The 25,991-nt window shown below is 72.1% G+C and carries 25 protein-coding genes; 14 read left to right on the forward strand and 11 right to left on the reverse strand.

The window, feature by feature from the left end; translation table 11 throughout:
- Nucleotides 1–136: 136 nt before the first annotated feature.
- Nucleotides 137–1,258 (forward strand): glycerophosphodiester phosphodiesterase, encoded by a 1,122-nt coding sequence (locus tag ACFXKZ_RS08360; protein WP_379997802.1) that lies wholly within the window; start codon nt 137–139, stop codon nt 1,256–1,258.
- 94 nt (nt 1,259–1,352) lie between these two features.
- Here the strand turns inward: ACFXKZ_RS08360 and ACFXKZ_RS08365 are convergent, their stop codons facing one another.
- A complete protein-coding gene (locus tag ACFXKZ_RS08365) occupies nt 1,353–2,651 on the reverse strand; it encodes an NAD(P)/FAD-dependent oxidoreductase (RefSeq protein WP_379997804.1) in 1,299 nt (432 codons plus the stop codon).
- A 195-nt stretch (nt 2,652–2,846) separates the two neighbouring features.
- Between ACFXKZ_RS08365 and ACFXKZ_RS08370 the strand changes: the two genes are divergently transcribed.
- On the forward strand, nt 2,847–5,066 hold the full coding sequence (locus ACFXKZ_RS08370) for an NADP-dependent isocitrate dehydrogenase (protein WP_379997806.1): 2,220 nt from the start codon (nt 2,847–2,849) through the stop codon (nt 5,064–5,066).
- Nucleotides 5,067–5,122: 56 nt separating this feature from the next.
- Here the strand turns inward: ACFXKZ_RS08370 and ACFXKZ_RS08375 are convergent, their stop codons facing one another.
- Complete coding sequence (locus tag ACFXKZ_RS08375) at nt 5,123–6,385, reverse strand: sulfite oxidase (RefSeq protein WP_379997808.1); 1,263 nt, start codon at nt 6,383–6,385, stop codon at nt 5,123–5,125.
- Nucleotides 6,386–6,520: 135 nt separating this feature from the next.
- Nucleotides 6,521–7,108 carry an RNA 2',3'-cyclic phosphodiesterase gene (gene thpR / locus ACFXKZ_RS08380; RefSeq protein ID WP_379997810.1) on the reverse strand — a complete coding sequence of 196 codons (588 nt, stop codon included), beginning with the start codon at nt 7,106–7,108 and terminating at the stop codon, nt 6,521–6,523.
- A 396-nt stretch (nt 7,109–7,504) separates the two neighbouring features.
- Here thpR and ACFXKZ_RS08385 point away from each other — a divergent pair, with 396 nt between their 5' ends.
- Nucleotides 7,505–8,371: a hypothetical protein gene (locus ACFXKZ_RS08385; protein WP_379997812.1), complete on the forward strand. Its 867-nt coding sequence runs from the start codon at nt 7,505–7,507 to the stop codon at nt 8,369–8,371.
- A 7-nt stretch (nt 8,372–8,378) separates the two neighbouring features.
- Here ACFXKZ_RS08385 and ACFXKZ_RS08390 read toward each other — a convergent pair whose 3' ends face one another.
- The 3 genes from ACFXKZ_RS08390 to snpA form a co-directional block, all read right to left on the reverse strand.
- Nucleotides 8,379–8,834, reverse strand: a complete 456-nt coding sequence (locus ACFXKZ_RS08390; RefSeq protein ID WP_379997814.1) for a hypothetical protein — start codon at nt 8,832–8,834, stop codon at nt 8,379–8,381.
- A gap of 74 nt (nt 8,835–8,908) precedes the next feature.
- Nucleotides 8,909–9,310, reverse strand: coding sequence for an NTP pyrophosphohydrolase (locus tag ACFXKZ_RS08395; protein ID WP_379997816.1), 402 nt, complete (start codon nt 9,308–9,310; stop codon nt 8,909–8,911).
- Between the two features lie 162 nt (nt 9,311–9,472).
- Nucleotides 9,473–10,135: a snapalysin gene (snpA, locus tag ACFXKZ_RS08400; RefSeq protein ID WP_379997818.1), complete on the reverse strand. Its 663-nt coding sequence runs from the start codon at nt 10,133–10,135 to the stop codon at nt 9,473–9,475.
- A gap of 273 nt (nt 10,136–10,408) precedes the next feature.
- Between snpA and ACFXKZ_RS08405 the strand changes: the two genes are divergently transcribed.
- Complete coding sequence (locus ACFXKZ_RS08405; RefSeq protein WP_379997820.1) at nt 10,409–11,392, forward strand: LysR family transcriptional regulator; 984 nt, start codon at nt 10,409–10,411, stop codon at nt 11,390–11,392.
- 103 nt (nt 11,393–11,495) lie between these two features.
- On the opposite strand, the gene mtnB is transcribed toward ACFXKZ_RS08405, so the two are convergent.
- The gene (gene mtnB / locus ACFXKZ_RS08410) at nt 11,496–12,140 is read right to left on the reverse strand and encodes a methylthioribulose 1-phosphate dehydratase (RefSeq protein WP_379997822.1); all 645 of its coding nucleotides are present in this window, start codon (nt 12,138–12,140) and stop codon (nt 11,496–11,498) included.
- Between the two features lie 196 nt (nt 12,141–12,336).
- Nucleotides 12,337–13,332, reverse strand: a complete 996-nt coding sequence (gene mtnA / locus ACFXKZ_RS08415; RefSeq protein WP_379997824.1) for an S-methyl-5-thioribose-1-phosphate isomerase — start codon at nt 13,330–13,332, stop codon at nt 12,337–12,339.
- A gap of 662 nt (nt 13,333–13,994) precedes the next feature.
- Here mtnA and ACFXKZ_RS08420 point away from each other — a divergent pair.
- The 8 genes from ACFXKZ_RS08420 (at nt 13,995) to ACFXKZ_RS08455 (ending at nt 22,504) form a co-directional block, all read left to right on the forward strand.
- Entirely contained in the window at nt 13,995–15,071 is a 1,077-nt protein-coding gene (locus ACFXKZ_RS08420; protein WP_379997826.1) for a BMP family ABC transporter substrate-binding protein, read from the forward strand.
- A 97-nt stretch (nt 15,072–15,168) separates the two neighbouring features.
- Nucleotides 15,169–16,779 (forward strand): ABC transporter ATP-binding protein, encoded by a 1,611-nt coding sequence (locus tag ACFXKZ_RS08425; protein ID WP_379997828.1) that lies wholly within the window; start codon nt 15,169–15,171, stop codon nt 16,777–16,779.
- A gap of 13 nt (nt 16,780–16,792) precedes the next feature.
- On the forward strand, nt 16,793–17,992 hold the full coding sequence (locus tag ACFXKZ_RS08430; protein WP_379997830.1) for an ABC transporter permease: 1,200 nt from the start codon (nt 16,793–16,795) through the stop codon (nt 17,990–17,992).
- A 2-nt stretch (nt 17,993–17,994) separates the two neighbouring features.
- Nucleotides 17,995–18,963 carry an ABC transporter permease gene (locus tag ACFXKZ_RS08435; RefSeq protein WP_379998671.1) on the forward strand — a complete coding sequence of 323 codons (969 nt, stop codon included), beginning with the start codon at nt 17,995–17,997 and terminating at the stop codon, nt 18,961–18,963.
- Complete coding sequence (locus ACFXKZ_RS08440; RefSeq protein WP_379997832.1) at nt 18,960–19,739, forward strand: nucleoside phosphorylase; 780 nt, start codon at nt 18,960–18,962, stop codon at nt 19,737–19,739. The genes ACFXKZ_RS08435 and ACFXKZ_RS08440 overlap by 4 nt, the downstream gene beginning before the upstream one ends.
- Nucleotides 19,736–21,085 (forward strand): amidohydrolase family protein, encoded by a 1,350-nt coding sequence (locus ACFXKZ_RS08445; RefSeq protein ID WP_379997834.1) that lies wholly within the window; start codon nt 19,736–19,738, stop codon nt 21,083–21,085. Before ACFXKZ_RS08440 ends, ACFXKZ_RS08445 begins: the two co-directional genes overlap by 4 nt.
- 14 nt (nt 21,086–21,099) lie before the next feature.
- On the forward strand, nt 21,100–21,714 hold the full coding sequence (locus ACFXKZ_RS08450) for a sulfite oxidase-like oxidoreductase (protein WP_379997836.1): 615 nt from the start codon (nt 21,100–21,102) through the stop codon (nt 21,712–21,714).
- Nucleotides 21,707–22,504, forward strand: a complete 798-nt coding sequence (locus ACFXKZ_RS08455) for a ferredoxin reductase (RefSeq protein WP_379997838.1) — start codon at nt 21,707–21,709, stop codon at nt 22,502–22,504. Before ACFXKZ_RS08450 ends, ACFXKZ_RS08455 begins: the two co-directional genes overlap by 8 nt.
- A gap of 70 nt (nt 22,505–22,574) precedes the next feature.
- Here ACFXKZ_RS08455 and mtnC read toward each other — a convergent pair whose 3' ends face one another.
- Together mtnC and ACFXKZ_RS08465 are read right to left on the reverse strand one after the other, a co-directional pair.
- A complete protein-coding gene (gene mtnC / locus ACFXKZ_RS08460; RefSeq protein ID WP_379997840.1) occupies nt 22,575–23,327 on the reverse strand; it encodes an acireductone synthase in 753 nt (250 codons plus the stop codon).
- A complete protein-coding gene (locus tag ACFXKZ_RS08465; RefSeq protein WP_379997842.1) occupies nt 23,324–23,905 on the reverse strand; it encodes an acireductone dioxygenase in 582 nt (193 codons plus the stop codon). Before ACFXKZ_RS08465 ends, mtnC begins: the two co-directional genes overlap by 4 nt.
- A 227-nt stretch (nt 23,906–24,132) precedes the next feature.
- On the opposite strand from ACFXKZ_RS08465, the gene ACFXKZ_RS08470 reads away from it, so the two are divergent.
- Nucleotides 24,133–24,516, forward strand: coding sequence for a hypothetical protein (locus ACFXKZ_RS08470; protein WP_379997844.1), 384 nt, complete (start codon nt 24,133–24,135; stop codon nt 24,514–24,516).
- Nucleotides 24,517–24,541: 25 nt separating this feature from the next.
- A complete protein-coding gene (locus ACFXKZ_RS08475) occupies nt 24,542–24,691 on the forward strand; it encodes a hypothetical protein (protein WP_201261031.1) in 150 nt (49 codons plus the stop codon).
- A 343-nt stretch (nt 24,692–25,034) separates the two neighbouring features.
- On the opposite strand, the gene ACFXKZ_RS08480 is transcribed toward ACFXKZ_RS08475, so the two are convergent.
- Nucleotides 25,035–25,913: a response regulator transcription factor gene (locus tag ACFXKZ_RS08480; RefSeq protein WP_379997846.1), complete on the reverse strand. Its 879-nt coding sequence runs from the start codon at nt 25,911–25,913 to the stop codon at nt 25,035–25,037.
- Nucleotides 25,914–25,991 lie beyond the last annotated feature (78 nt).

Here is a 25,991-nt window from a genome sequence, read left to right on the forward strand (position 1 = left end):
CGGGCCGCCGGACGTTCTCCGGAGGTTCATCCACGGGCCGGCTTCGTCCTCACCACGCGTCGTCTGTCGGCGATTGACTCGGCGTGTTTGCACGATTCGTGCTCCCGCGCGTGCCCGCGTCGGGACGACAGAGGAGATGGCGTTGCGACGTATCCTTCCCGCGCTCGGTGTGGCCGGCGTGCTGCTCGCGACCGTGATCGCGGTTCCCGCCGCCGCGGCCCAGGACGACACGTCCCGCGATGCGTCGCGGCCGTCGGCCCACCCGATCGTGATCGGGCACCGGGGGGCAAGCGGCTACCGTCCCGAGCACACCCTGGAGAGCTACCGCCTCGCGATCCGGATGGGCGCCGACTACATCGAGCCCGACCTGGTGTCCACCAAGGACGGCGTGCTGGTCGCCCGGCACGAGAACGAGATCTCCGGCACCACCGACGTGGCCGCGCACCCGGAGTTCGCCGCGCGCAAGACCACCAAGACCATCGACGGCACGCCCGTCACCGGGTGGTTCACCGAGGACCTGACGCTGGCCGAGCTCAAGACGCTGCGCGCGAAGGAGCGGCTGCCGCAGGTCCGGCCCACGAACACCACGTTCGACGGGAAGTTCGAGGTGCCGACCTTCCAGGAGGTCCTGGACCTGGCCCGCACCGAGGGCCGCCGGCTCGACCGCACGATCGGCGTGTACCCGGAGACCAAGCACCCGAGCTACTTCCAGTCGATAGGTCTGGCGCTGGAGGAGCCGCTGGTGCGGGTCCTCAAGCAGAACCGGCTCACCGGGCGCAAGGACAAGGTGTTCATCCAGTCCTTCGAGACCGCCAACCTGCGCAAGCTCGACCGGATGACCGACAACAAGCTGATCCAACTGCTGGACGCGAGCGGTCGCCCGTACGACCTGGTGGTGGCGAACGACCCGCGTACGTACCAGGATCTGGCCAAGCCGGAGAACCTGAAGTGGATCCACTCCTACGCCGACGGCATCGGGGTCAACAAGAACCTGATCGTGCCCCGCGACGCGGCGGGCAAGCTGCTCGCGCCGACCTCGGTGATCCGCGACGCGCACCGCAACCAACTGCTCGTGCACGCCTGGACGTTCCGCGCGGAGAACCAGTTCCTGCCGCTGGACTTCCGGCTCGGCGCCGACCCGAACGCACGCGGTGACATCACGTCCGAGTACGAACTCTTCTACGGCCTCGGCCTGGACGGCGTCTTCGCCGACCACCCGGACACGGCCGTCGCGGCCCGCACCGGCCTCGGCCGCTGATCTCGGGCATCCGATCGGCCCCGTACCGCCCGCGTCACGGCGGTACGGGGCCTGCGCCGTGTCCGGCGACCCGTCGGTCCCGCCGGCCCGGGGATCAGCCGAAGACCGTCCCGGAGTTGGCCGTGTTGACGCTGCGCCGGCGGGAGAACGCGCCCAGGTCGATGCGCTTGCCGGTGTGTGGGCCGACGAAGCACACCGGATCCGCGTCGTGGTCCGCCCCGTTGTCCACCGCCTCGATCAGGGCGGCCATCATCCGCCCCACCAGCGGGGCGTTCTTGAACTGGTTTCCGCTGGTGCCCATGGCCACGTAGTAGCCGTCCAGTTCGGTTCGGTCGTAGATCGGCGTCCAGTCGTCGGCGACGTCGTACACCCCGACCACCCCGCGCGCCCGGTTCGGCACGGTCAGCCCGCTCAGCCGCCGGGCCGCCCGGGTCACCTGGGCCTCGAACACGGCCTGCGTCGGGTTGGGGTTCGCCTCGTCCGGGTCGTCCAGCCACTGGAGCGGGTCGCACTCGGGCTCGACCCCGCCGACCAGCATCCCGCCGCCGACCTCGCCGCGCAGATACACGCCCAGGTCCAGGTCGGCCACGGCGACCCCGGCCGCGCCCTGCGGGTTGTAGCCGTCGGGTGCCCGGAGATATTCGACCTCCTGCCGCAGCGGTCGCACCCCAATGGTGAAGTCGGCGCCCACGCCCGCCAGTTCGTTGATCCGCCCGGACCAGGGCCCGGCCGCGTTGACCACCGTCGCACACGCGAGCCGGGACCCGTCGTCGAGCACCACCGTGCGCACCCGACCGGCCGTCGACTCGATCGTGGTCACCGTGCGTCGGAACCGAAACTCGGCGCCGTATCGCTGCGCCGCGGCAGCCAGGTTCTGCGCGGCCAGCTGCGGATCGCTCACGTACCCCGCGTCGGGGGTGAACACCGCCCCGAGCGTGCCGGTCGCCGGCGCCCAGAACGCCTCGTCGTCCAGCCGTCTGGGCGGCCAGTACCGCCCGGCGTCCAGACCCGGGATCCTGGCCGCCAGCGTCTGCGCGTCCCACTCCTCGTACGGCACCCCGACCGCGTCGAACAGTGGCAGGTAGGCCCCGCGCGGCGCGGCATCCGCATCGAGCAGGGCCAGCCCACAACGCTCGAAGCGCACCGGGTCGGCGACCTCGCAGCCCAGGTGCTCGGGCCAGGCCCGCCAGCAGAACAGCGCCTCCCACGACGCGGCCACTCCGGCGTATGTGGGGAAGTTGAACCGCACGATCGCACTGGACGCGCCGGTCGAGCCCAGGCCCACCCCGCCGGCCTTGTCCACCACGGTCACCCGCCGCCCCGCGCGGGCGAGTTCGAGCGCGATCGAGGAACCCATCACCCCCGCGCCGATCACCACGACGTCCGTACTCATCCGGGCTTCCTCCCTGAGATGCGGTGCGACACGTCACAGTCTGACCGGCCGACCGCCTCGATACAGCCGACCGTCGCAATATGTCGCGCCGCACCCACAGTCCGTCCCGGAACCGGCAGGGCCCGCGACGCACCACCACCCGCCGCAAGATATCTTGATGTCGAGCAATGTTGCGGACATGGAGCGGAGCATCCTGTGACTGACCCGACCATCATCTATACGCACACCGACGAGGCCCCGGCGCTGGCGACGTATTCGTTCCTGCCGGTGATCCAGGCGTACGCGGCGACGGCCGGGGTCAAGGTGGAGACTCGTGACATCTCCCTGGCCGGGCGCATCATCGCCCACTTCCCGGAGCGGCTGACCGCCGAGCAGCGCCTCGACGACGCGCTCGCCGAGCTGGGCGACCTGGCCAAGACGCCGGAAGCCAACATCATCAAGCTGCCCAACATCTCCGCCTCGATCCCGCAGCTCAAGGCCGCCATCGCCGAGCTGCGCGAGCAGGGCTTCGCGCTCCCGGACTACCCGGACGACCCGAAGACCGACGAGGACAAGGACGTCCGGGCCCGCTACGGCAAGGTCCTGGGCAGCGCGGTCAACCCGGTCCTGCGCGAGGGCAACTCGGACCGCCGCGCCCCCGCGTCGGTGAAGAGCTACGTGCGGGCGCACCCGCACCGCATGGGCGCCTGGACCGCCGAGTCGAAGACCCACGTCGCCACCATGGACGCCGACGACTTCCGGTCCACCGAGAAGTCGGCCGTGATCGCCGAGCCGGGCACGCTGCGCATCGAGCTGGTGGGCGACAACGGCAGCACCACCGTGCTGCGCGAGTCGGTACCGGTGCTCGCGGGCGAGGTGGTGGACGCGTCGGTGATGCGCGCCGCGCCGCTGCGCGAGTTCCTGGCCGCGCAGGTCGCCAAGGCCAAGGCCGAGGACGTGCTGCTCTCGGTGCACCTGAAGGCCACCATGATGAAGGTCTCCGACCCGATCATCTTCGGCCACGCGGTCCGCGCCTTCTTCCCGCAGACGTTCGCCGAGCACGGCGCGGCGCTCGCGGCGGCCGGCCTGAGCCCGAACGACGGCCTCGGCGCCATCCTCAAGGGCCTGGACGCGCTGCCCGACGGCGCGAAGATCCGCGAGTCCTTCGACGCCGAGCTGGCCGCCGGTCCGGCACTGGCGATGGTCGACTCGGACCGGGGCATCACCAACCTGCACGTGCCCAGCGACGTGATCGTCGACGCCTCGATGCCGGCCATGATCCGCACCTCCGGGCACATGTGGGGCCCGGACGGCAAGGAGGCGGACACCCTCGCGGTGCTGCCGGACAGCAGCTACGCGGGCGTGTACCAGGTCGTCATCGACGACTGCAAGGCCAACGGCGCCTACGACCCGGCCACCATGGGCTCGGTGCCCAACGTCGGTCTGATGGCGCAGAAGGCCGAGGAGTACGGCAGCCACGACAAGACCTTCGAGATCTCCGCCGCCGGCACGGTGCGCGTGGTCGACGGCGCCGGCACCGTGGTGCTGTCCCAGGTCGTGTCCGCGGGCGACATCTTCCGGATGTGCCAGACCAAGGACGCGCCGATCAAGGACTGGGTCAAGCTCGCCGTCTCCCGTGCCCGCGCCACCGGCGCCCCGGCCGTGTTCTGGCTGGACGAGGGCCGCGCGCACGACGCGAACCTGATCGCCAAGGTGAAGCAGTACCTGCCCGAGCACGACACCGAGGGCCTGCGGATCGAGATCCTGTCGCCGGTCGAGGCGACCGCGTTCTCCCTGGAGCGCATCCGTCGGGGCGAGGACACCATCTCGGTCACCGGCAACGTGCTGCGCGACTACCTGACCGACCTGTTCCCGATCCTGGAGCTGGGCACCAGCGCCAAGATGCTCTCGGTGGTCCCGCTGATGGACGGCGGCGGCCTGTTCGAGACCGGCGCGGGCGGCTCCGCGCCCAAGCACGTGCAGCAGCTGGTCAAGGAGAACTACCTGCGCTGGGACAGCCTGGGCGAGTTCCTGGCCCTCGCGGTCAGCTTCGAGCACCTGGCCCAGTCGGTGGGCAACGCCCGCGCCCAGGTGCTTGCGGACACCCTGGACCGGGCCACCGGCACCTTCCTCGACAACGACAAGTCGCCGAGCCGGCGCCTGGGTGGCATCGACAACCGCGGCAGCCACTTCTACCTGGCCCTGTACTGGGCGCAGGAGCTGGCCGCGCAGACCGAGGACGCGGCACTGGCCGAGGCGTTCGCCGGGCTCGCGCACACGCTGCGCGAGCAGGAGCAGACGATCGTCGACGAGCTGATCGCGGTCCAGGGCAAGCCGGCCGACATCGGCGGCTACTACCGCCCCGACCCGGCCAAGGCGTCGGCGGTCATGCGCCCGTCGGCGACCTTCAACAGCGCGCTCGCCACGCTGGCCTGACCCGTTCGCACCCACACCGCCCCGATCGGCCCCGCGCCGGCCGGGGCGGTGTCGGGTCAGCCCACCGTCACCGGGTGGCGAACGACCGCGTCGAAGAGATACCCCTGGGTGTTGAACGTGGCGCGGTCCGGCTGCGTACGCCCGGCCGTGTCGCTCGCCCGGGCGAGCAACAGCGCCGGCCCGGACTCGGCGGGTCGCCAATCCACGCTCCAGCGCACCCACCCGTCCCGCCTCGGCTCGTCCCACAGGTGCGCGTGCCGCCATCGCACACCACCGTCCGTACTGACCTCCACCCGGCATACGCCGCCCGCGCCCGACCAGGACCGGCCGGTGAGCCGGTGTGTGACACCGGCCGCGAGCCGCGCGCCGAAGGGCAGCTCGAACGCGCTCTTGAGGGTCTGTCGGGTCAGCGGTGGCCCACCGCCCTCGGGGAAGGCGGGGCCGAACATCCGGTAGAACTCGGTGTTCCACGGCGAGTACAGCGGCTGCGCGGAGACCTCGATGTCACCGACCCACTTGATCGAGGAGATGCCCACCCACGAGGGCACCACCACCCGCACCGGCGCGCCGTGGTCCGGCGCGAGCGGCGCGCCGTTCATCTCGTACGCCAAAAGCACGTCGTCGAGCGCCTTGGCCAACGGCAGCGGCCGGCGCACCCGGCCGTAGTCGACCCCACCACCGACGTACGGATCGTCCAGTCCGCGCGGCATCACGTCGACCGCGTCGGGGCGCAGTCCGGCCCGGCGCAGCACGTCGGACAGCCGCGCGCCGCGCCACCGGGCCACCCCGATCGCGCCCAGCGTCCAGGGCGTGCCCGGCACGGTCTCGCCCTGCTGGGAGGCGTAGAGGCTGCGGCCGTTGCCCGCGCACTCGATGGCGGCGGTGTGCGTATGGGCGGGCAGTCGGCGCAGCTGGTCCAGGTCGAGGGTGATCGCGTCGTCGTATCCGACGTTTGTGCGCAGTCCGCTCCCCCACAGCCGCAACCGCCAGTCCCGGGCGGCCGATTGCGGAGTCGAGGTGTGGTTGCGCACGAAGAAACGCTCGACCGGTGTGAGGTATCCGGTGTCTGCGAGCGCCGCGAAGTCGGTCTCGGCGTTGGTGCCGCGCACGGTGAACCACTCGGGCGGAAGCGGCTTGACGATGCCCGGCGCGGCCGATCCCGCCGCGAAGGCACCGGTCGTCGGCAACACCGACAGCGCTCCGGCCGCCGCGAGCAGCTTGAGCAGATCGCGCCGGCCCGGCCCGTCGGCCCGCGTGCCGCCGGCGACGAGTTGCCGCAACCGGCGGCGGTCGTAGGCACCTTCGCTGATCGATGTCATCGAAACCTCCACCGAACGGGGCCCGACTTCACCACACCGGGCGACCTCACGATCACACGAAAGCACGTACCCGCGCGCGTACCCCCGGCAATCCCCGTGTTCGGGCCGGGCGGCCGACTCCCGTACGCGTCGGCGCTATCGGGTCGGCAGTGGCCAGGCGTCCACGTCGCGGTAGTGGATCGGTCCGGGTCCGCGGCCCTGGTTGCTCGCCACCAGGTGCAACATGCGGGCGGGCCAGGGCCGTCCGGTGAAGTCGGCGAGTTCGGCAGCGGCGGCCGCGATGCCGTCGAGGTTGTCCCTGCGAGCTCGGGCCAGAGTCAGATGGGCCCGCAACGGCCGGTTTTCCAGCGGGATTCCGCAGTCCGCCACCACACCCCGGACCGCGTCGGCCAGCGTGTGCAGCGCGTCCAGATCGCCGCGTACGTCGCTCCACAACACCCGCTCGTCGAACTGCCCGGCGCCGTGCAGCGCGAGCGTGAGCGGCTCGGCCGCGACGGCCACCTCCGCGAGCGGCGGTCGCAGCGCCTCGACCACGTCGACCGCGACCTCGCCGAGGAAGGCCAGCGTGATGTGCCAGTCCTCGATGCGATTCCAGCGCAGCCGAGGATGCGCGGCATGCACCGGCCGCAGGGCGCGCGCCAGTTCGTCCTTGGCGTCGTCGGGCGGGGCGAGGGCCACGAACAGGCGTACGGTCCGCGGCGCGGTGGGGGCTTCGTCGATCACAGGAGATGTCGTACCGCATCCTGCCGACCCACCGCGCGGCGGCCCACCGATCGCCCCACGATCCACCGCTCCCGCTCGGGGAAATGCACCCCTCCCCGCGCAAGAGACCGCACCCGTCCCGGACATCGAAGCCCGTGTCCCGGCAGGTGGCGCCCTCGTCCCGAACGTGTTCCGGACGGGATCCGGGGCCGGCCGCCCGATCGCGGAGCCCGCGCACACCGTCCGGTATATCGCTTTTCTGGGGCTCGCCGCTCCGTCGAACTGCCGGCACCATGGGTCGCGCATCAGCGACGGTGAGTATGTGCCGACGTAACCGACGGGGGTCTTGTGACAGGGCGTGACGACAGAACTCCGCGGCCGGACACGGCGACCACGGCGGCCGAATACGTGGCCTTGTTGCGTGAGTTACGCGAGTGGTCGGCGTTGACCTATCGGCAGTTGGCGGCCAAGGCCGAAGCGTCCGGCCGGGTTTTGCCGGCCAGTACGGTCGCCGCCGCACTCGGTCGCACCACGCTGCCCCGGGCGGATCTGGTCGAGGCCCTCGTCACTGCCTGCGGCCTCGGCCCGGAGGCCACCGCCCGCTGGCTCAAGGTCCGCGACGACCTGGCGGCCGGCCGCATCGCCGAACGCCCGGACGACGCCGAGCCGCCGGCCCCCGCCGACCCGCCGATCGCCCCGAAGCCCGCCCGACGCCGTTGGCGTCTCTGGGCGATCGCCGCCGTCACGACGGGCGTCGTGACGGCCGGCGCCATAGTGGTCGCGATCCGCGCCGGCGACGACGACCACCACGGTCGTCTGCCCAACGGCCACTACCTGATCAAGCCCGGCCAGATCCGGGACGGCTCGTTGTGCCTGGGCGAGGGCCGCGAACGCAACGGCCGCACGGATCGCCCCATCGCCGCCCAGATGCCGTGCGCGAACCTGGTTCCGGACACCTACCTGACCTCGCTCAACCGGGACGTGTACCAGATCGAATGGCGCCACCCGGTCAAGGGCGTCGGCTGCCTGCGCGTGGACGAGTCCATGCTGACCCCCGGCGCGCTGCTCAGCCCCGGCCCGTGCACCCGCGCCGCCAACGAACGTTTCCTGATCGAGCCCGCCCAGCCCGCCGAGCCCGGCGTCTACCGCATCAGCCCGGTACACAGCGGCCTGTGTGTGGGCATCCTCGGCGGCCCGGCCGAAACCACGGTCAAGGCCGAGGCGGAGCAGGCCGCCTGCTCCGGTGCCGCCGACCAACGTTTCCGCCTGGAACGCGTACGCTGACCTGCCGTCAGCGCGGCGGGTCCGGATGGTCGACGCCCTCGAACACCTCGACCCGCACGATCGGCTCCCGCCCGCCCCGCTGCGGAACGGTCCGCACCACGCCCCAGGGCCGGTCCGGCAGGGTCACCTCGAACGAGTACGTGTTGGCGCAACCGGTGCAGTCGTACCGGTCCTGCCACACCTCCACGTCGACCCGACTGCCGGGCACCCGGGCGGCGTGCCGATAGGTCGCGTGGCAGCGCTCACACCGCTCACCGGGCGCACACGTCCCCCCGCAGGGGCACGGCACATCGAACGATTCGGCCGGCTCCCAGTAGCGGGTGCGCAACGCCGCCGCGGTCCGCGCGTCGGGAGCCTTGGCCCCGCGCGGCACGGCCATCTGCCGCGCCGCCACGACATACGACTCCCCGGAGGCGGCCATCCGCCCCCGAATCACACCTTTACGCACCCGATTGGTGGTCATCCGGTCCTCCGCCACTCACCCACGTCCAAGGCGGCACCCGAACCACCACCCCCCACAATATCCGGCGCCCGACCCTAAGGACGCACCGCGCGGGGCCCGACCACCTCGGCCCCGAGGGCCGATACGCGCGCCCGCAGGCCCCGATCGGCGGTCACCACGAGGCATCGGCGCCCGGGCGCGGCCGCGACGACGTCGACCACCCGATCGTCCCCGCTCCCCTCCGCCCGCACGACCCGCACACCGTCGACCCCGACGACCCCACCGGCCGCCCCCTCGACAACCAACACCACCTCGACCGGCCCCGCACAAGCCCACTCCGGCACGGACACCCCGGCCGGCACCCCCGTCGCAGCCACCTCCGCCAACGCATCGCGCAACCGCTCGGTGGCCCCCACCCGATCCCGCCACCACCCGTCCGGCACGGCCCCCACCACATTCGCCGAATCCACGACCACGAGCGGCACCAGGTTCTCCATCCCCCCATCCTCCCGCCGAACCAACCGCCCAAACCCCGCCCCGGCCCCATGGAACGGCACCCGACCGTCGCATCGACGACGATCGGGTGCCGGTTCTGGGGACGACGCGGCGCCCGGGGGAAGGGAGCCGGGGAGGAGCCCGGTGGGCGCCGCGAGCCGGGGTCAGAACTTCGCGGAATAGGCCGCCAGGCCGTTGCGCCAAAGGGTGTTGACGCGCGAGCGCTCCTGGGCGTTCGGGTTCGGGTTGGTGCAGGACGGGCCGGGGCCGCCACCGGACATCAGTTCGCTGCACGGCCCGGAGTAGTGGTCCGGCAGACCCAACACGTGGCCGGTCTCGTGTGCGGTGACCCGGGTCGAGTCGTACTGCTGGTTCTGCCGGTAGTCGAGGAAGATGTAACCCCGACCGTGGCCGTCGGTGCTCGCGTAGGAACCGCGCGAGTCGTTGCCCTCGTAGTACCGGAAGTCGGGGTTGCTGCCCTCCTGGAGCCGGACGTTGGTGACCGAGCTGTTCCAGATCTGCGCGGAACGCGCTATCTGGGTGCGGAACGTGGGTGCACTGGACGAGCTGTAGGTGACGGTGACCACGGCGGCGCCCGGCGCGGCGGCGCGCTTGGCGGCCACGGACTGCATCACCGCGTCGAGGAACGCCTGGTTCTGCGCCTGATCCTCGTTGCCGGTGTAGTTGGCGGAGTGGCGAAGGGGGGCCGCCACATCGCTGGGGCCGGCCGACGCCGCGGGGGCGGCGATCACTCCGGCCGCGAGGCCGAGGCCGAGGATGGCGGTGATCACGGTCTTACGGGGGGTTCGGGGACGCGCAGGGGACATGGCGGTGCTCCTTGGGTGCCGAAGACCAGTTCGGTGCGGAAACGAGTCTCATGGGCGCCCCGTCCGGCCCGGATGATGACAACCGGCGATAGCACGGTCGTATCACCCGCGGTTCGCGCGCCGTTCCCGCACCGCTCCCGAGGCACCACCCGGCGTTCCCGCACCGTTACCGGCCGTCCACGCATCGTGTTACGGCGGATTCACCGCCCGCGACCGATCTCGCGTGCACACGTGTCTGGTACGACCTCGGTGGAGCGTCCTATCCTCCGCATCATGGAGCTCGAGGTGAGGCACCTCCGCGCACTGTGTGCCATCGGCGACACCGGCAGCCTGCACGCGGCGGCCAGGTTGCTCGGCATGACCCAGCCCTCGTTGACCGCCCAGCTCAGACGCATCGAAAACGCCCTGGGCGCCCCCCTGTTCGTGCGCGACCGGACCGGCAGCCGACCCACCCCCCTCGGCCTCACGATGCTGCACCGGGCCCGACCCATCATGGCCGAGATGAGCGCACTGGTCATCGACACCCAGGCCGAGGCGGTCCGCACCGCCGGGCCGAACCTGCGCATCGGCGGCACCGCGAACCGGGTGATCGCCGACTGGTTGCGCCGACTTCGGCTGCGCCTGCCCACCACCGACACCTATCTCCGGGTGGACGTATCGGCGAGCACACTGCTCGGGATGGTCGCCGCCGGCCAGCTCGACGTGGCGTTCGTGCACGAGGTCGAGGGCTTCCCGCTGCGCGTTCCGGACGGGATGCGCCGCCGCGTACTCGTCGAGCGGGAACCGCAGTTCATCGCCCTGTCGCCGGATCATCCGGCGGTGACCGAACCGGAGGTCAAACTCGCCGACCTGGCCGACGACCAGTGGATGGTCGATCCGAGTGTGGACGGCGAATGGGAGGGCCTGCGCGAGGTGTTGTCCGACGCGGGCATCAACCCCCGGATCCTGCACGGGGATTACCTGACCGCGGCCTCCCTGGTCGCGATCGGCGAGGTGGTCACGCCGTGCCAGCCCACCTCGCGTCCGCGTCCCGACATGGCGGTACGTCCGCTGGCCGGGGATCCGCTCGCGGTACGGCTGTTCCTGGCCTTCCGCACCGAGAACGGCCCCGCGCCGGCGCTGATCGACACGGTGTATCACGAGTTGGAGGCCGCCTACCGCGAGGCCGCCTGGCTGGCCGTCGCCTATCGTCAACGCCTGCTGCGCGAGGACAGCCCGATTCTGCGCTACGACGGCCAGACCCGCGGGCGCACATAGCCGGGCCCCGGAATCGTGTGGGCTGCCGGCAAGTGCGACCCGGCCGCGTTCCGGACTTCGGGATTCGGGTGCCGAAGTCCGGATCGGCCGCGTGCGTCGGGGTTCAGCCCTCGGCGATGCGGTATTCGAGGAGCCACTCGACGATCTCGACGTGGTGGCGGGCCTGGATCGGGGTCTCGCCCCAGACGTACAGCCCGTGCGAGGCGACGACGACCGCGGGCACACCGGGGACCAGGGCGGCTTCCAGGCGGTCGCCGAGTTCGGTCATGTCCTGGCTGTTGGCGATCACCGGGATGGTGACCGTCTCGTCGTGCGCGGAACGGCCGATGCCCTTGAGCATTTCCATGTCACGCAGTTCGATCCCGGCGGGCCAGCGCTTGCCCGCGCGCACCGCGGCCAGGGTGTGTACGTGGAAGACCGCGCCCGCCCCGGTCAGCGCGACCACGCGGGCGTGCAGGCCGGCCTCGGCGGACGGCCGGCGCGGCGGGGTGCTCGCCGCCTCGGGGACCGGGTCGCCGGCGGCGTCCACCACGACCAGGTCGTCCGTCGCCAGTTCGCCCTTGTCCAGGCCGGAGGCGGTGACCGCGAGCCGCAAAGGGTCGCGGGAGAGCACCACGGACAGGTTGCCGGAGGTGCCGCGCATCCAGCCGAGTCCGGCGAAACGCGCGGCCTCCCGGGCGAGGATGGCCCCGGCGGCGTGGACGGGATCCGAGACCGAGGCGGGGATTCCGGCGTCGGGGGTCGTCATGGGAGGTTCCTCACTGTGTCGTTCACGAGGCTGCGATGGGTGGGGATCGGTCCGGACCTCGGACCGGGACCGACGAGCCATCCTCGCACCCGGGGCGGGCCGGCCCCGGATCGGGACGGATGTGGATGGAGCGAGCCGCGCGAAACGGATGGATGCGCCGTCGTCGCCCGGCGCGGCTCGACCGCCGGGGCCGGGCTCAGTACTCCCGCACACCCGTCTCGTTCACGATCACGCTGATCAACCGCGCCGGCGTGACGTCGAACGCCGGGTTGAACGCGCGCGATTCGGCCGGTGCGACCCGCACACCGGCCACCTCCAACACCTCCGACTCGGGGCGCTCCTCGATGGTGATCTCGTCCCCGTGCGCCGTCGCGTCGTCGAAGGTGGTCAGCGGCGCCGCGACCACGAACGGGATCCCCGCGTCGGCGCAGGCCAGTGCCACGCCCACGGACCCGATCTTGTTCGCGGTGTCGCCGTTGGCCGCGATCCGGTCCGCCCCGATCACCGCGACGTCCACCAACCCGCGCAGGATCGTGCTCGCCGCCGCGCCGTCCGGCTGGACCAGATGCGCGATGCCCTCCTGGGCCAACTCCCAGGCGGTCAACCGGGATCCCTGGAGCAGCGGCCGGGTCTCGTCGACGTACACGACCTCCACCGCGCCGCGCGCGTGCAGTTCGCGCACGATGCCCAGCGCGGTCCCCCACCCGGCGGTGGCCAGCGATCCGGTGTTGCAGTGGGTGAGCACCCGCAGCGGACGACGCCCGACCCGGGACAGGATCCAGTCGGCGCCGTGCCGACCGATCGCGTGATTGGCCTCGACGTCCTCCCGGACCACCGCGTCCGCCTCGGCGAGCACCGCGTCCACGCCCTTCGCCGCGAACGGCAACACCCGGTCCACGCCGCCGGCCAGGTTGACCGCGGTCGGCCGGGCGTCCCGGATCCGCCCGATCTCCGCGGCCAGTCGCGCCGCGTCCCAGTCCTGCCGCTCACCCTGCCGCATCGCCACCGCGACGCCGTACGCGCCCGCCGCGCCGAGCGCCGGCGCGCCGCGCACCGCGAGTCGGCGGATCGCGTCGATCAGCGCGTCCACCTCGGTGATGTCGAGGTACACGATCCGCTGCGGCAGCGCGGTCTGGTCGAGCAGCCGCAGGCCGGTGTCGTGCCAGGCGAGCGAGCGTATCTCGGAGGCCATCGGGGGTCCTTTCCGGGCGGGGGAACAAGCGCCGCGCGGGCGGTGCGAACACCGGCCCGAGGGCAGGCCGCGGTGCGGCGGCGGACGCGGCAACCGCACGGTCCGGCACCACGGATGCTACGTCGCCGCCCCGCGCCCGGCGGACCCACACCCGCCATCCGGGACGAACACCCGTACCCCACGCCCACCCATCGGCCACATCATGGACAATCTGTCCACATCCTGAACAAGTGAGTGAAGTGCCTGGTGAGGGTGCTAACCTCCCCCCGAAACCAGTCACATGTGATCATCACATCGACCTTCGAGCGTGTCTGGTTCGATCGGAAAGGAGCCGGCTGTGGCCGAAACGTGGCGTTGCGACAACGTACGCATCGAGTGCCGCGGCCGCTCCATGGCGTGTCACCGTCCGCCCCTTTCGCTCGACGAGCGCGGCGCCCTCGACGCCGACACGCGCCGCACCGACCGCTGTTGTCGGCGCTCGCACTGACCGGTCGTCCCGCACCGGCAAACCCGCACCGATCGCGCCGCACCGGCCGCCGCTCCGACAGCTCCCACAGCTCCGGGATCCCGAGACCCGACTCCGGGATCGCGAGGTTTCCGTCCCCGAACCACCGACGCCACACACCGCACCGCCGGCGTCGACACTCCTCCCAAGGACGCTCATGTACCGCAACACCTTCCGCCACCGCCTCGCCGTGGCCGGTCTCCTCGTCGGCACCGCGCTGGCCGCCACCGCGTGCAACGCCTCCGCCGACAAGGACAAGGGCAACACCCCGGCCGCCGGCGGCACGGGCGGCGGCGCCGGCAAGAACGTGGTGCTGGTCACCCCGGAGCCGATCGGCGTCAACGACTTCCTGAAGCTGGCCGCCACCGGCGCGCAGAACGCGGCCAAGAAGGCCGGCGGCACCGCGACCGTCCTGGAGAGCAAGGACACCAGCGCGATCCAGCAGAACGTGGAGGCCGCGGTCCGGCAAAAGCCCGCCGTGGTGGTGGCGGTCGGCTTCGAGTTCGCCGACGTGCTGGCCCAGCAGGCCGAGGCCAACCCGAAGCAGCAGTTCCTGTTCGTGGACTCGTGCACCACCAAGCCGTACCCGAACATCACCTGCGCCACCTTCCGCGAGCACGAGGGCACCTTCCTCGCCGGCGCCGAGGCGGGCCTGCTGACCAAGAGCGGCAAGGTCGGTGCGGTGGTCGCGCTGGACAGCCCGCAGATCCGCCGCTTCTCCGACCCGTTCGGCGCGGGCGCCAAGCAGACCAACCCGGCAAGCTCCTTCACCCAGCTGTTCGTCGGCGGTCAGAAGCCGTTCAACGACCCGGCCCGCGCCGGCGAGCAGACCGCGTCGCTCAAGGCCAAGGACGTCGACCAGGTGATGGGCGCCGCCTCCGCCGCGGGCAACCTCGGCGTGTTCAACGCGGCCAAGTCGGCCGGCCTCCAGGCGTTCGGCGTGGATGTCAACCAGTGCTCGGCGGCACCCGGCACGGTCGTGGACAACGTGATCAAGCGCACCGACATCGCGGTGGACAAGGGCGTCGAGCAGATCGTCGGCGGCAAGCCCGGCGGCGTCACCTCCTACGGCGTCAAGGAGGGCGGCATCACCCTCACCGGCCTGGAGAGCGGCGTGGAGACCTCGCAGTGCCTGATCGCCCAGCGTCCCGAGGTGATCAAGACCGTCCAGGTTCTGCGCGACCAGATCGTGGCGGGCACGATCACCGTGGCCGACCCCGCCGCGGCCAAGTAGCGAGTTCGCGAGCCGGGGTCGGGGCACGGCACACACCGCGCCCCGACCCCGGCCAACGCTCGTCCCACCGCCCCCTTTTCCACCGGAGACACGCCCGATGAACGATCAGCACGCCGCCGCCCCCGGTGACTTCGCCGAGGTCGAGATGCGCGGCATCGTCCGGCGCTTCCCCGGCGTACTGGCCAACGACCGGGTCGATCTGCGGGTGGAGACCGGCGAGATCCACGCCGTCATGGGCGAAAACGGCGCGGGCAAGTCGACCCTGATGTCGATCCTGTACGGCCTGCAACGCCCGGACGCCGGCCACATCCTGCTGCGCGGCGCCGAGCACTCCTTCGGCTCGCCGGTCCAGGCGATCGCGGCCGGACTGGGCATGGTGCACCAGGGGTTCAAGCTCTTCCCGTCCCTGACCGTCACCGAGAACGTGGTCTACGGCAGCGAGCCGACCCGCCGCGGCCTGGTCGACCGGGCCGCCGCCCGGGCCCGGGTCGCCGAACTGGTCGAGACGCACGGCCTGCGCGTACCGCCCGACGCGCGTGTCGCGGACCTGCCGGTCGGCGTGCAGCAGCGGGTGGAGATCCTCAAGCTGCTCTACCGCGACGCGCGCGTGCTGATCCTGGACGAGCCCACCGCCGTACTCACCCCCGCCGAGGCCGATCGCCTCCTGGAGGTGATCCGCGGCCTGGCCCGCTCCGGACGCACCGTGTTGCTCGTCACCCACAAGCTGGGCGAGGTGATGGCGGTCGCCGACCGGGTCACCGTGCTGCGCGACGGCCGGGTCACCGCCCGACTGGCCACCGCCGAGACCACGCCGGCCGAGATCGCGCTGGCCATGACGGGCCGGCGAATCGACCTGGACCGCACCCACCCGGCCGGCACCCCCGCCGCCGACGTGCTGGACGTGCGCGGGCTCACCGTGTCGGCCGGGCGCGGCGCCAAGCCGCTGGTCGAGGACGTGTCGCTGACCGTACGGGCCGGCGAGATCGTCGGCGTGGCGGGCGTGGCGGGCAACGGGCAGAGCGAACTGGTCGAAGCCCTGGCCGGGTTGCGGCCCGCCGCCGAGGGTCGGGTGCTGGTGGCCGGTTCGGACGTGAGCGGCGCCTCGGTACAGCGGCGACGGGCGGCCGGTCTGGCCTACGTCCCCGAGGACCGGGCCACGGTCGGCGCCGCGCGCGACGCCTCGCTGGCGGACAACCTGGCGATGGGCTTCCACCGCACCGCGCCGCTCGTGGCGCGCGGCGGCTTCCTGCGCCGGGGCGCGATCCGCGAGCACGCGACGCGGGTGATCGAACGTTTCGGGGTCAAGGCCGCCTCCCCCGCGGTGACCATCGGCACGCTGTCCGGCGGCAACCAGCAAAAGGCCATCCTGGGCCGGGAGATCACCCACGACGCGCCGCTGCTCCTGGTCGAACAGCCCACCCGGGGTGTGGACATCGGCTCGATCGAGAACATCCACGCGCGGTTGGTGGAGTATCGCGACGCCGGCCACGGCGTACTGCTCGTCTCCGCCGAGCTGAGCGAGATCCTGGCGCTGGCCGACCGGGTCCTGGTCATGTACGAGGGCCGCGTCGTCGCCGAACTCCCGCGCGCCGAGGCCGATCCGCACCGGATCGGCCTGGCCATGGCGGGCGGCACGATCGAGGCGACCACCGATCCCGACTCGGGCCCCGATCCCGACCCCGCACCGACCACCGCCCACCTGGCCTGACGGGTTATCAGACATGACTGCCATCAAGGCCGGTACGGCCATCGAGCACGCCCCCGGCCCGGCCCGGTACGCCGCCCTGCGCCTGCGCGGCGCGGTACTGTCCCCGGTCACCGCGTCCATCGTGGCCGCGCTGCTGCTCGGCGCGATCATCCTGGCCGGCACCGGCGCCGACCCGGTCACCGCCTATCGCGCGGTATTCACCGGGGCGTTCGGCTCCGAGGGCATCGGCGACACGCTCGGCGAGAGCATCCCGATCGTCGGCCTGGCCCTGGCGCTGGCCATCCCGCTGCGCGCGGGCCTGGTCAACCTCGGCGGCGACGGCCAACTGGTCCTGGGCGGCCTGGCCGCCGTCGCGGTCGGCCTGTACTCCCCCTTCCCCAGCGCGATCACCGTGGTCCTGGCCCTGCTCGCGGGCATGCTCGCGGGCGGCCTGTGGGCCGCGCTGGCCGCCGTCCTGGAGACCCGGTGCGGTGTTCCGCTCCTGGTCAGCAGCCTGCTCCTGAGCTACCCGGCGATGTCGTTCGTGTCCTACATGGTGCGCTTCCCGCTGCTCCAGAAGGGCTCGGGCATCCCGCAGACCGAGCGGCTGCCCGAGGGCGTCAAGCTGCCCGAGTTCGCCGCCGGATCCGGCGCGGGCACCGGGGTCAGCGTGGGCATCGTGCTGATCGGGTTGGCCGCGCTCGTCTACTTCGTGGTCGACCACCGCACCGCGGCCGGCTACGAGGTGCGGATGACCGGCCTGGGTGCGCGCTTCGCCGGCTACGCCGGGGTGGACCGGGCCCGGCTGACCCTGCGGCTGATGTTCGCCTCCGGGTCGCTGGCCGGGCTGGTCGGCGCGATCGCCGTCCTCGGCTTCCCGTACCGGCTGGTCGACGGCTCGCTGACCACGCCCGGCTACACCTGGACCGGGCTGCTCGCCGCGCTGCTGGCCGCCGCGTCCCCGCTGGGCACGGTCGCCGCCGGGTTCTTCTTCAGCGCGCTGACCATCGGCGGCTTCGGCATGGAGCAGGAGACCGCCGTGCCGCAGCAGTTGACCTCGGTGCTCCAGGCCGTGGTGATCATCTTCCTGGCCGTGCGCGGCGGGGTGTTCCGCAAAGGTGGGTGGTTGCGCCGACTCGGGCGAGGGGCCGATCCAGGACCGCTCGCGACGGTATCGCCGCCTGATCCCGACCCGAATGTGCCCGCCCCCGCGCGCGGCGACGGAGGTAAGTGACCATGTCCTTCGACGCCGAACTGATCTTCTCCGCCCTGCGCGCGCTCACCCCGATCCTGTTCGCCGCCCTCGGCGGCGCGCTGTGCGAACGCGCGGGCGTGTTCAACGTGTCCCTCGAAGGCACCATGCTGATCGGCTGCTTCGCCGCCGTCACCGGCAGCTGGTTCGGCGGCAGCGTGTGGATCGGGGTGATCTCCGCGGTCCTGGCCGCGATGGTCTTCTCGCTGCTGCTGGCCATCGGCGCGGTCACCCTCGGCGCCGACGCGGTGGTGTTGTGCATCGCGCTGAACCTGCTCGCGGTCGGTCTGACCGGCTTCCTCCTGCGGACCGTCTTCGGCAAACAGGGCACCTTCGGTGACCCGGACCTCAAGGGTCTGCAACCGGTCGACATCCCCGGCCTGGAGTCGGTGCCCTTCGTCGGTCCGGCACTGTCCGGCCACTCGCCGCTGGTGTACCTGTCCTGGGTCGCGGTCGTGGTGATCGCGGTCCTGCTGTCCCGACACCCGTGGGGTGTACGGCTGCGCGGCGTCGGCGAGGCTCCGGAGGCGGCCCAGTCGCTCGGGGTGAGCGTGGCCCGCTATCGCTACGCCGCGATCCTGACCTCGGGCGCGCTGTGCGGACTCGCGGGCGCGCAGCTCGCGTTGGGCAACGTGACGCTGTTCTCGGAGAACATGACCGCCGGTCGCGGCTGGATCGCCGTGGTCGCGGTGATGCTCGGTCGGGCGCTGCCGGTCGGGGTGTTGCTCGCCGGCATCCTGTTCGGGCTGGTCGAGGCGATCGGCTTCCGGCTCCAGGGCGAGGGCATGCCCCAGCAGGCCGCCGACGCCGCGCCCTACGTGATGACCCTGGTCGCGCTGTTCCTGGCCACCCGTTCGCGCGGCCGACGCGGCGGCGCGCCGCCGGGCCGGCTCACCGGCCGCATCCCCCGTCCACGCCGCATCGCGCGCACCACCACGGAGTCGCCCTCATGACCACCACCACCCGCCCCGCCGTGTTGCCGATCACCCGGATCCCCAGCAGCGGGCTGCCTGCGCACGCACTCGTCGTCGGCGACCCGGCGCGTGCCGGGCTGGTCGCCGAACGCCTCGACGACGCGCGGCACATCGGTGCCAACCGGGAGTACGTCAGCTACGCGGGCACCTGGCACGGGCTGCCCGTGGTGGTGTCCTCGCACGGTGTGGGCGGGCCCGGCGCGGTATGCCTGTTCGGCGAGTTGGCCGAGGCGGGGGTGCGCACCTTCGTCCGGCTCGGCACGGCGGGCGCGATGGCGCGCGGGGTGCACGACGGGGACCTGGTGATAGCCACCGGCGCGGTGCGCGACGACGGGGTCACCCAGCAGTTGGTGCCCGCCGAGTTCCCGGCGTCCGCCACGCCCGAGGTGGTGCTCGCGCTCCAGGGCGCGGCCCGCGCGCACGCCGCGCCGCACCACCGGGGCACGGTGTGGACCCGCGCGGCGTTCATGCCGGGTGTGTTGGAACTGCCGATGAAGCCGTATCAGGCGGCGGGTGTGCTGGCGATCGAGATGGAGCTGTCGGCGCTGTTGGTCTGGGCCGCGTTGGGCGGGCACCGGGCCGGCGGGGTGCTGGTCGTGGACGGCATCGCGGCCGACGACCTGGTCGACGAGTCGGGCGCGTCGACCTACGACCCGCATCGCACGGTGGTGGCCGAGGGCGTCGAGCGGGGCGTGGTGGTGGCGTTGGACGCGCTGTACCGGCTGGCCGAGGACGAGGCGGCGGACGGCGCGTGATCGATCTGCTCGTCACCGGCGGCGCGGTGCTCACCGCCGACGCGGCCGATACGTACGTGCCCGACGGCGCGGTGGCGATCGCCGACCGGCGGATCGTCGCGGTGGGGCCGGCGGCCGAGGTGGGGGCGCGGTTCCCGGGTGCGCCGACCCTGGACGCGCGGGGGTGCCTGGTGTTGCCGGGGCTGGTCAACGCACACTCGCATGCGGCGATGACGCTGTTCCGGGGTACGGCCGACGATGTCGATCTCCAGGTGTTCCTGGACCGGTTGGTCGCCGCGGAGAGCGCGGTGTTGTCCGCCGAGGTGGTGCGCGCCGCGGTGCGGTTGGCGCTGGCCGAGTCGATCCGGGCGGGCGTGACCACGGCGATGGACATGTACTGGTTTCCCGAGGCGGGCCTGGAGGCCGCCGCCGACGCGGGCTTTCGGCTGGTGACGGGGCCGACGTTCATGGATGTGCCGGGGCCGCCCGACGGGCTCGACTTCGCGGCCCGGCTGCGGCTCGCACCGGAGTTGCTGGCCCGGACGGCGATCCGCTGCGTGACGCCGCACAGTACGTACACGCTCGACCCGGACCGGCTCCTCGCGGTGGCCGAACTGGCCCGCGAACACGGCGCGTTGCTGCACATCCATGCGGCGGAGAACGCGGCCGAGGCGGAGACCGTGCGACGGCGGCACGGCCGGCGGCCGGTGGAACTCCTGGACCATCTGGGGCTGCTGGGCCCCGGCACCCTGCTCGCGCACGCGGTGCACCTCACCGACGAGGAGATCGGGTTGATCGCCGACTCCGGCGCGGGTGTCGCGCACTGCCCGGTGTCCAACCTCAAACTGGCCTCCGGGGTGGCCCGACTGCCCGAACTGCTGGCGGCCGGGGTACCGGTGGGGTTGGGTACGGACGGCGCGGTCAGCGCCAACGCGCTCGACCTGTTCGGCCCGATCCGCGCGGCGGCGACGCTGCACCGGGTCGGTTCCGGGGCGCCCGATCCGACCGTGGTCGGCGCGCGCACGGCGGTACGGATGGCCACCGTCGACGGCGCGCGGGCGATCGGGATCGGCGCGTTGACGGGGTCGATCGAGGTGGGCAAGGCGGCCGACCTGGTGGTGCTCGACCTGAACCGACCGCATCTGACGCCCCGGCACGACCCGTGGTCGATGCTCGCCTACGCGGCCGGGCCCGCCGACGTGCGGGACACGGTGATCGACGGCCGGATCGTGCTGCGCGACCGGCGGTTGCTTACGATCGACGAGGGCGCGGCGATCGAGGAGGTCGAGGCGCTCGCGGGGGCGCTGCGAGAGCGGGTCGGCGGCCTCGGGGCTGGTCCTGGTCCTGGTCCTGGTCGAACGACGTGAGGGGAGAAGGCGACATGGGTTCCAGCACGCGCGGCTTCGTCGGCCGGCACACCGCCGCCGAGCGTGATCCGCGGCTGCCGCCGGGGCAGTACGACGCGCGCCACGACTTCCCGGTGCTCTCCGCCGAGGTCACTCCCGAACTGGCTCCGGCCGACTGGTCGTTCCGGATCGACGGGCTGGTCGACCGGCCGCGCTCGTGGAGTTGGGACCAGGCCCGCGCACTGCCCCGGGAGACGTACGACGGCCCGATCCACTGCGTCACGTCCTGGTCGAAGCTGAGCACCGACTTCACCGGCGTGTCGCTGGACGTGTTCCTGGCCGGGGCCGGACCGCGCGCCGGCGCCACCCACGCGGTGGCCTTCTCGCACACCGGCTACACCACCAACCTCGCCCTCGCCGACCTGACCGGCGGCCGGGCCTGGATCGCCTTCGACTTCGAGGGCGAGCCGCTGACCCCGGCACACGGCGGGCCGGCGCGGCTGCTGGTGCCGCACCTGTACTTCTGGAAGAGCGTCAAGTGGATCGCGGGCCTGCGCCTGCTGGACCACGACGAGCCGGGCTTTTGGGAGGTCAACGGCTACCACCATCGCGGCGACCCGTGGGCAGAGGAGCGTTACTCCGGTGACTGAGTCGACCCCGGCGGCCCCGGTGAACCTCCCGCCGATCCCCGCCTTCGCCGCCCCCGGCCGGGCCGCGCCGAGCCTGCGCGGCGCCGTGGACTGGCAGCGCGCGACCGTGGTCGAGATACGGCGCGAGACGCCCAATGCGGTGACCGTGCGCCTGGCGCTGCCGGTGTGGAACGCGCATGTGGCGGGCCAGCACTACATGTTGCGGTTGACCGCAGCCGACGGCTACACCGCGCAGCGGCACTACTCGGTCGCCTCCGCGCCGGACGACGAGGGGCACATCGAGTTCACCGTCGACCGCATGCCGGGCGGCGAGGTGTCCGGCTTCGTGCACGATGTGGCCCGGCCCGGCGACGAGTTGGAAGTACGCGGCCCCCTGGGCGGGTTCTTCGCGTGGCCGGGCGATCGGCCGGTGCTCCTTGTGGCGGGCGGGTCGGGCCTGGTCCCGCTGATGGCGATGGTGCGTCACCGGCGGCGCCGTGCGCTGACCGTGCCGCTGCGCCTGGTCGCGTGCGCCCGCACGCCGCAAGACCTGTTGTACGCGGCGGAGTTGGCCCCGTTGCCGGGCGAGGAGCACACCGTCCTGTACAGCCGCGCGGCGCCGCCCGGGTATCCGCATCCGGTGGGCCGGCTCGCCCCGGACACGCTCGCCCCGCACGCTGCGGCGGCCGTCGCGGACGAGCGCTACGAGGTCTTCGTCTGCGGCTCGACCGGATTCGCCGAACACGCGGGCCGACTGCTCACCGCGGCCGGCGTACCGAGGACCCGGATCCGGGTGGAGCGCTTCGGCTGAGCCCTGTTTTTCGCCGAAGGGCGGCCGGCAGCACGGGAGTTCGCGCCGACGACCGCCCTTCGTTCGTTGTTCAGGGCTCGCGCAGGATCGGCCGATCGCCCGTCAGGTCCAGCCGGGCGAAAGTGGCGGTCTCCGGGTGATCGCCGACGCCCCGGTCGTAGTACGGCTCGTCGGCGTCCGGCCGGCGTACGCCGATGGTCCACCACCCGGCCTCGCGCGCCGCGTCCAACTCCTCGACCACGTCGGACAGGAAGACCAAGCGCTCCGGTTGCTCGCCGATCTGCGCCGCGATCGTGCGGTACGAGTCGGCGACCCGCTTCGGGCCGGCGTTCTCCGTGTCGAAGTGCCCCGAGAACAGCGGCAGCAGCGACCCCTCGGGCGAACTGCCGAACCACGCGCGCTGCGCGGCGACCGAGCCCGAGGAGAAGATGTACAGCCGATGCCCGGCCGCGTGCCACGCGCGCAGCGCCGGGATCGCGTCCGGGTAGAAGTGCGAGGTGAGTTCGCCGGACGCGAAGCCCTCGGCCCAGATCAGGCCCTGGAGCGCCTTGAGCGGCGTGACCTTCTCGTCCCGATCGAGCCAGCCGTTCAACGCCTCGACGATCCGCCGGTTGTCCGCATCCGGTTCGCCGATCAACTCACGCACGGCCTCGGCGGCACGCACCACGTCGGGGTGGTCGCCGTGCTCGTCCAGCCAACGGGCGAAGTGCACGCGGGAGTACGGATACAACTGCTCGGTGATGAAGCCGGTGGCGCTGGTGGTGCCCTCGATGTCGACGACCACCGTCAGCGGCGCGTCGACCGGGTTCGTGCCTGAACTCACGCGGCGTACCCGGCCCAGATCTCGTCGAAGTCCGGGAAGCGCGAGGCGATCGGGTCACCGGTGAAGTCGCCGACCCAGCCGTCCTCGTCGTGGAAGAACCGGATCGCGGCGACCGACGGCTCCACGCCCATGTCGAACCAGTGCGTGATGCCCTTGGGCACCGAGAGCAGATCACCGGCCTCGCACAGCACCGCGTGCACCCGGCCGGCGATGTGGAGGTAGAAGATGCCGGCGCCCTCGACGAAGAAGCGCACCTCGTCATCCTCATGCGTGTGCTCGGTCAAAAACTTCGCCCGCGCCCCGGCGGCCTTGGCCGGCCACTCCGGATCATCCGACGGCTGCAGCCGAATCACGTCCACGAGGATGTACCCCTCGGCCGCGGAAATACGATCCACCTCGGTCTTGTAGGCCGCGATCACCTGATCCTGCGTAGCCCCATCGGGCAACGCCACATCGGCCGTCCACCGCTCGAACCGAACCCCGATCGGCTCCAGCTCCCGAGCGATCTCCTCCGGCTCCGAGGTCCGCACGACCACCTCGGTGGCATCGTCCTCAGGCCACACGGTCAACAAGGACATGGCGTCCCTCCACGAGTACTCGATCGGGGCAATCTCCCCGAGCACCAAATCCGCTACACACCAAACACCAAAGGCCCCCCGGACCATCCCCAAAACTACCGTCTCCCCCGATTCCCCCCAGCCGGGTCCCATACTTCGGAACTTGCCCGCACCGCCGAACCCTGTCTCACGATGTGCTCTCGATGGCACACTGAGAGCAACCGGATAATGGACTTCCGAGGAAGCGCATGAACGACACTCCAGACGAACCGCAGGACCACGACCCGACCGTTCCCGACACCCAAGGCGGAAGGCTGTTCCGTACGGTCGTCGGGGACGAATGGGTAACCATGCCGGCCACCATCGCGGGCATCCGTGCGGCCCTGCCCAAAGAGCAGCGCGCCGAGTTCACGGAGGCGATCGAGAACACTCCCGCGAGGGACATGTTCGCGACGATGGTCCGATGGGCGCGCCCCCCGGAAATGGTCGAAGCAGTGGAGCGCGATCACGACAGAATCCAGCGCCTGGCCGAGGAAGCCGACGCGCGGGTGATCATGGGGGAGGATCCCGATGTCGTACGACGTGCCCTACGATCCCAAATCGCAAAGGGCGCGGGACCAACTCGCCCCTGACCAGCGGCGGGACCTGGACAGCGGCATGCAGCGCATCGCCCAGGACCCCTACGGGTCCGGGTCCAGCCCGACGTACAGCAAGGACCGCCGAGAGGCGACATGCGGAAGCGTGTTCGTCGTCTACCAGATCACCAACAGTCGGCTGTTGATCACGGTGGTCCAGGTCATCGCATAATCCACACGCAGCGAAGCCCCCGGCCCATCCGGCCAACGGGCCGGGAACTTCCCCGCGCCCACATAATGCAAAACGGGCTACAGCAACCTGTCGGGCGCCTGAGGGAACCCAACCGAGCCAACTCACAGCCGCAACCCAGACGCGCGAACCGACCACAGCAGCCCGTCCGGCGCTTGAGGACAAACAAAAGCCAACCCACTCGCGACCGCAAGCCACGCACGGGACCCGACCAAACCAGCCCGTCCGGCGTTTGAGGACGGTCGGGGCGAGAGGCCGGCCTCCGTCGGGTGCGGGCCGACCCGCACCGGCAACCGCCCCCGGCCGCCCCGGCCACGCGCAAGCGCTACGGCAACAGGCCCGTCGCGCGCGCGGCGACGACCGCCTCCACCCGGTTGTGCGCCCCGAGCTTGCGCATCGCGGACCGCAGGTAGCTCTTCACCGTCTCCGCCCCCACCCCCAGCGCCTGCGCCACCTCCGCGTTGGTCCGCCCCACCCCCACCAGGGCCAACACGTCCATCTCCCGCACCGTCAACCGCGGCCCCGCCGCCCGCGCGACACCCCCGCCCACCCCGACGGAGGCAGCGGCAGCCGTCCGCGCCAACCGCCCACACACCGCTCGCAGCCGCTCCCCCAGCACCGGATCGTCGACCGCAGCCGACCCCGCCAGCGCCAGCAGATCCGCATGGGCCAGCCGGATCTCCAACGCCGCCCACCCCGGCAACTCCGCCGCCCGCGCCATCCGTTGCTCGACCTCACGCGCCACGGCGATCTCGTGCCCCGCCTCCCGCGCCGCGTCACAGGCCGTGGTCAAAATCCCGTCCCCGAAGTCCGACGGTCGCCGCAACGCCCCGTACAGCACCGCCGCCACCACCCCCCGCCCACCGCCGGGCCCCGGCACGGGAACGGGCACCGCGAACACCGCCCGCACCCCCTCCGTCGTCACCGCCCGGTCGTACTCGTGGCTGATCGCCGACGCCGCGACGTAGTCCACCACCCGCACCGGCCGCCGCGTCGTGATCGCCTTGCCGCCGACCCCACTCCCGGCGACCACCGTCAACCCGGCCAACACGCGCGTCGAGGTGCCGCTCAGGTACGAGATCACCAACCGGTCCGCCGTACTCGGACACGGCCCGGCGAACGCCACGTCCACCCCGGTCCGCGCCCGAAACCGCTCGACGGCCCGCGCCAACGGATCCTCGACCGCGCCCGCCGGTCCGCCCATGGCCCCTCCCCACACTCCACACTCAGGCTCGCGTCGTACCCATCCAGGGCACACCCACACCGCGCCCGGGCACCGTAC

The organism is Embleya sp. NPDC059237, assembly GCF_042754105.1.
GTDB lineage: Bacteria > Actinomycetota > Actinomycetes > Streptomycetales > Streptomycetaceae > Embleya.

What these genes read in the sequence shown, in the direction of transcription:
- ACFXKZ_RS08360 (WP_379997802.1), top strand. Translation starts at nt 137, where the DNA reads ATGGCGTTGCGACGTATCCTTCCCGCGCTCGGTGTGGCCGGCGTGCTG.
- ACFXKZ_RS08365 (WP_379997804.1), bottom strand. Translation starts at nt 2,651, where the DNA reads ATGAGTACGGACGTCGTGGTGATCGGCGCGGGGGTGATGGGTTCCTCG.
- ACFXKZ_RS08375 (WP_379997808.1), bottom strand. Translation starts at nt 6,385, where the DNA reads ATGACATCGATCAGCGAAGGTGCCTACGACCGCCGCCGGTTGCGGCAA.
- ACFXKZ_RS08390 (WP_379997814.1), bottom strand. Translation starts at nt 8,834, where the DNA reads ATGACCACCAATCGGGTGCGTAAAGGTGTGATTCGGGGGCGGATGGCC.
- ACFXKZ_RS08395 (WP_379997816.1), bottom strand. Translation starts at nt 9,310, where the DNA reads ATGGAGAACCTGGTGCCGCTCGTGGTCGTGGATTCGGCGAATGTGGTG.
- snpA (WP_379997818.1), bottom strand. Translation starts at nt 10,135, where the DNA reads ATGTCCCCTGCGCGTCCCCGAACCCCCCGTAAGACCGTGATCACCGCC.
- ACFXKZ_RS08405 (WP_379997820.1), top strand. Translation starts at nt 10,409, where the DNA reads ATGGAGCTCGAGGTGAGGCACCTCCGCGCACTGTGTGCCATCGGCGAC.
- mtnB (WP_379997822.1), bottom strand. Translation starts at nt 12,140, where the DNA reads ATGACGACCCCCGACGCCGGAATCCCCGCCTCGGTCTCGGATCCCGTC.
- mtnA (WP_379997824.1), bottom strand. Translation starts at nt 13,332, where the DNA reads ATGGCCTCCGAGATACGCTCGCTCGCCTGGCACGACACCGGCCTGCGG.
- ACFXKZ_RS08420 (WP_379997826.1), top strand. Translation starts at nt 13,995, where the DNA reads ATGTACCGCAACACCTTCCGCCACCGCCTCGCCGTGGCCGGTCTCCTC.
- ACFXKZ_RS08425 (WP_379997828.1), top strand. Translation starts at nt 15,169, where the DNA reads ATGAACGATCAGCACGCCGCCGCCCCCGGTGACTTCGCCGAGGTCGAG.
- ACFXKZ_RS08430 (WP_379997830.1), top strand. Translation starts at nt 16,793, where the DNA reads ATGACTGCCATCAAGGCCGGTACGGCCATCGAGCACGCCCCCGGCCCG.
- ACFXKZ_RS08435 (WP_379998671.1), top strand. Translation starts at nt 17,995, where the DNA reads ATGTCCTTCGACGCCGAACTGATCTTCTCCGCCCTGCGCGCGCTCACC.
- ACFXKZ_RS08440 (WP_379997832.1), top strand. Translation starts at nt 18,960, where the DNA reads ATGACCACCACCACCCGCCCCGCCGTGTTGCCGATCACCCGGATCCCC.
- ACFXKZ_RS08450 (WP_379997836.1), top strand. Translation starts at nt 21,100, where the DNA reads ATGGGTTCCAGCACGCGCGGCTTCGTCGGCCGGCACACCGCCGCCGAG.
- ACFXKZ_RS08465 (WP_379997842.1), bottom strand. Translation starts at nt 23,905, where the DNA reads ATGTCCTTGTTGACCGTGTGGCCTGAGGACGATGCCACCGAGGTGGTC.
- ACFXKZ_RS08470 (WP_379997844.1), top strand. Translation starts at nt 24,133, where the DNA reads ATGAACGACACTCCAGACGAACCGCAGGACCACGACCCGACCGTTCCC.
- ACFXKZ_RS08475 (WP_201261031.1), top strand. Translation starts at nt 24,542, where the DNA reads ATGCAGCGCATCGCCCAGGACCCCTACGGGTCCGGGTCCAGCCCGACG.
- ACFXKZ_RS08480 (WP_379997846.1), bottom strand. Translation starts at nt 25,913, where the DNA reads ATGGGCGGACCGGCGGGCGCGGTCGAGGATCCGTTGGCGCGGGCCGTC.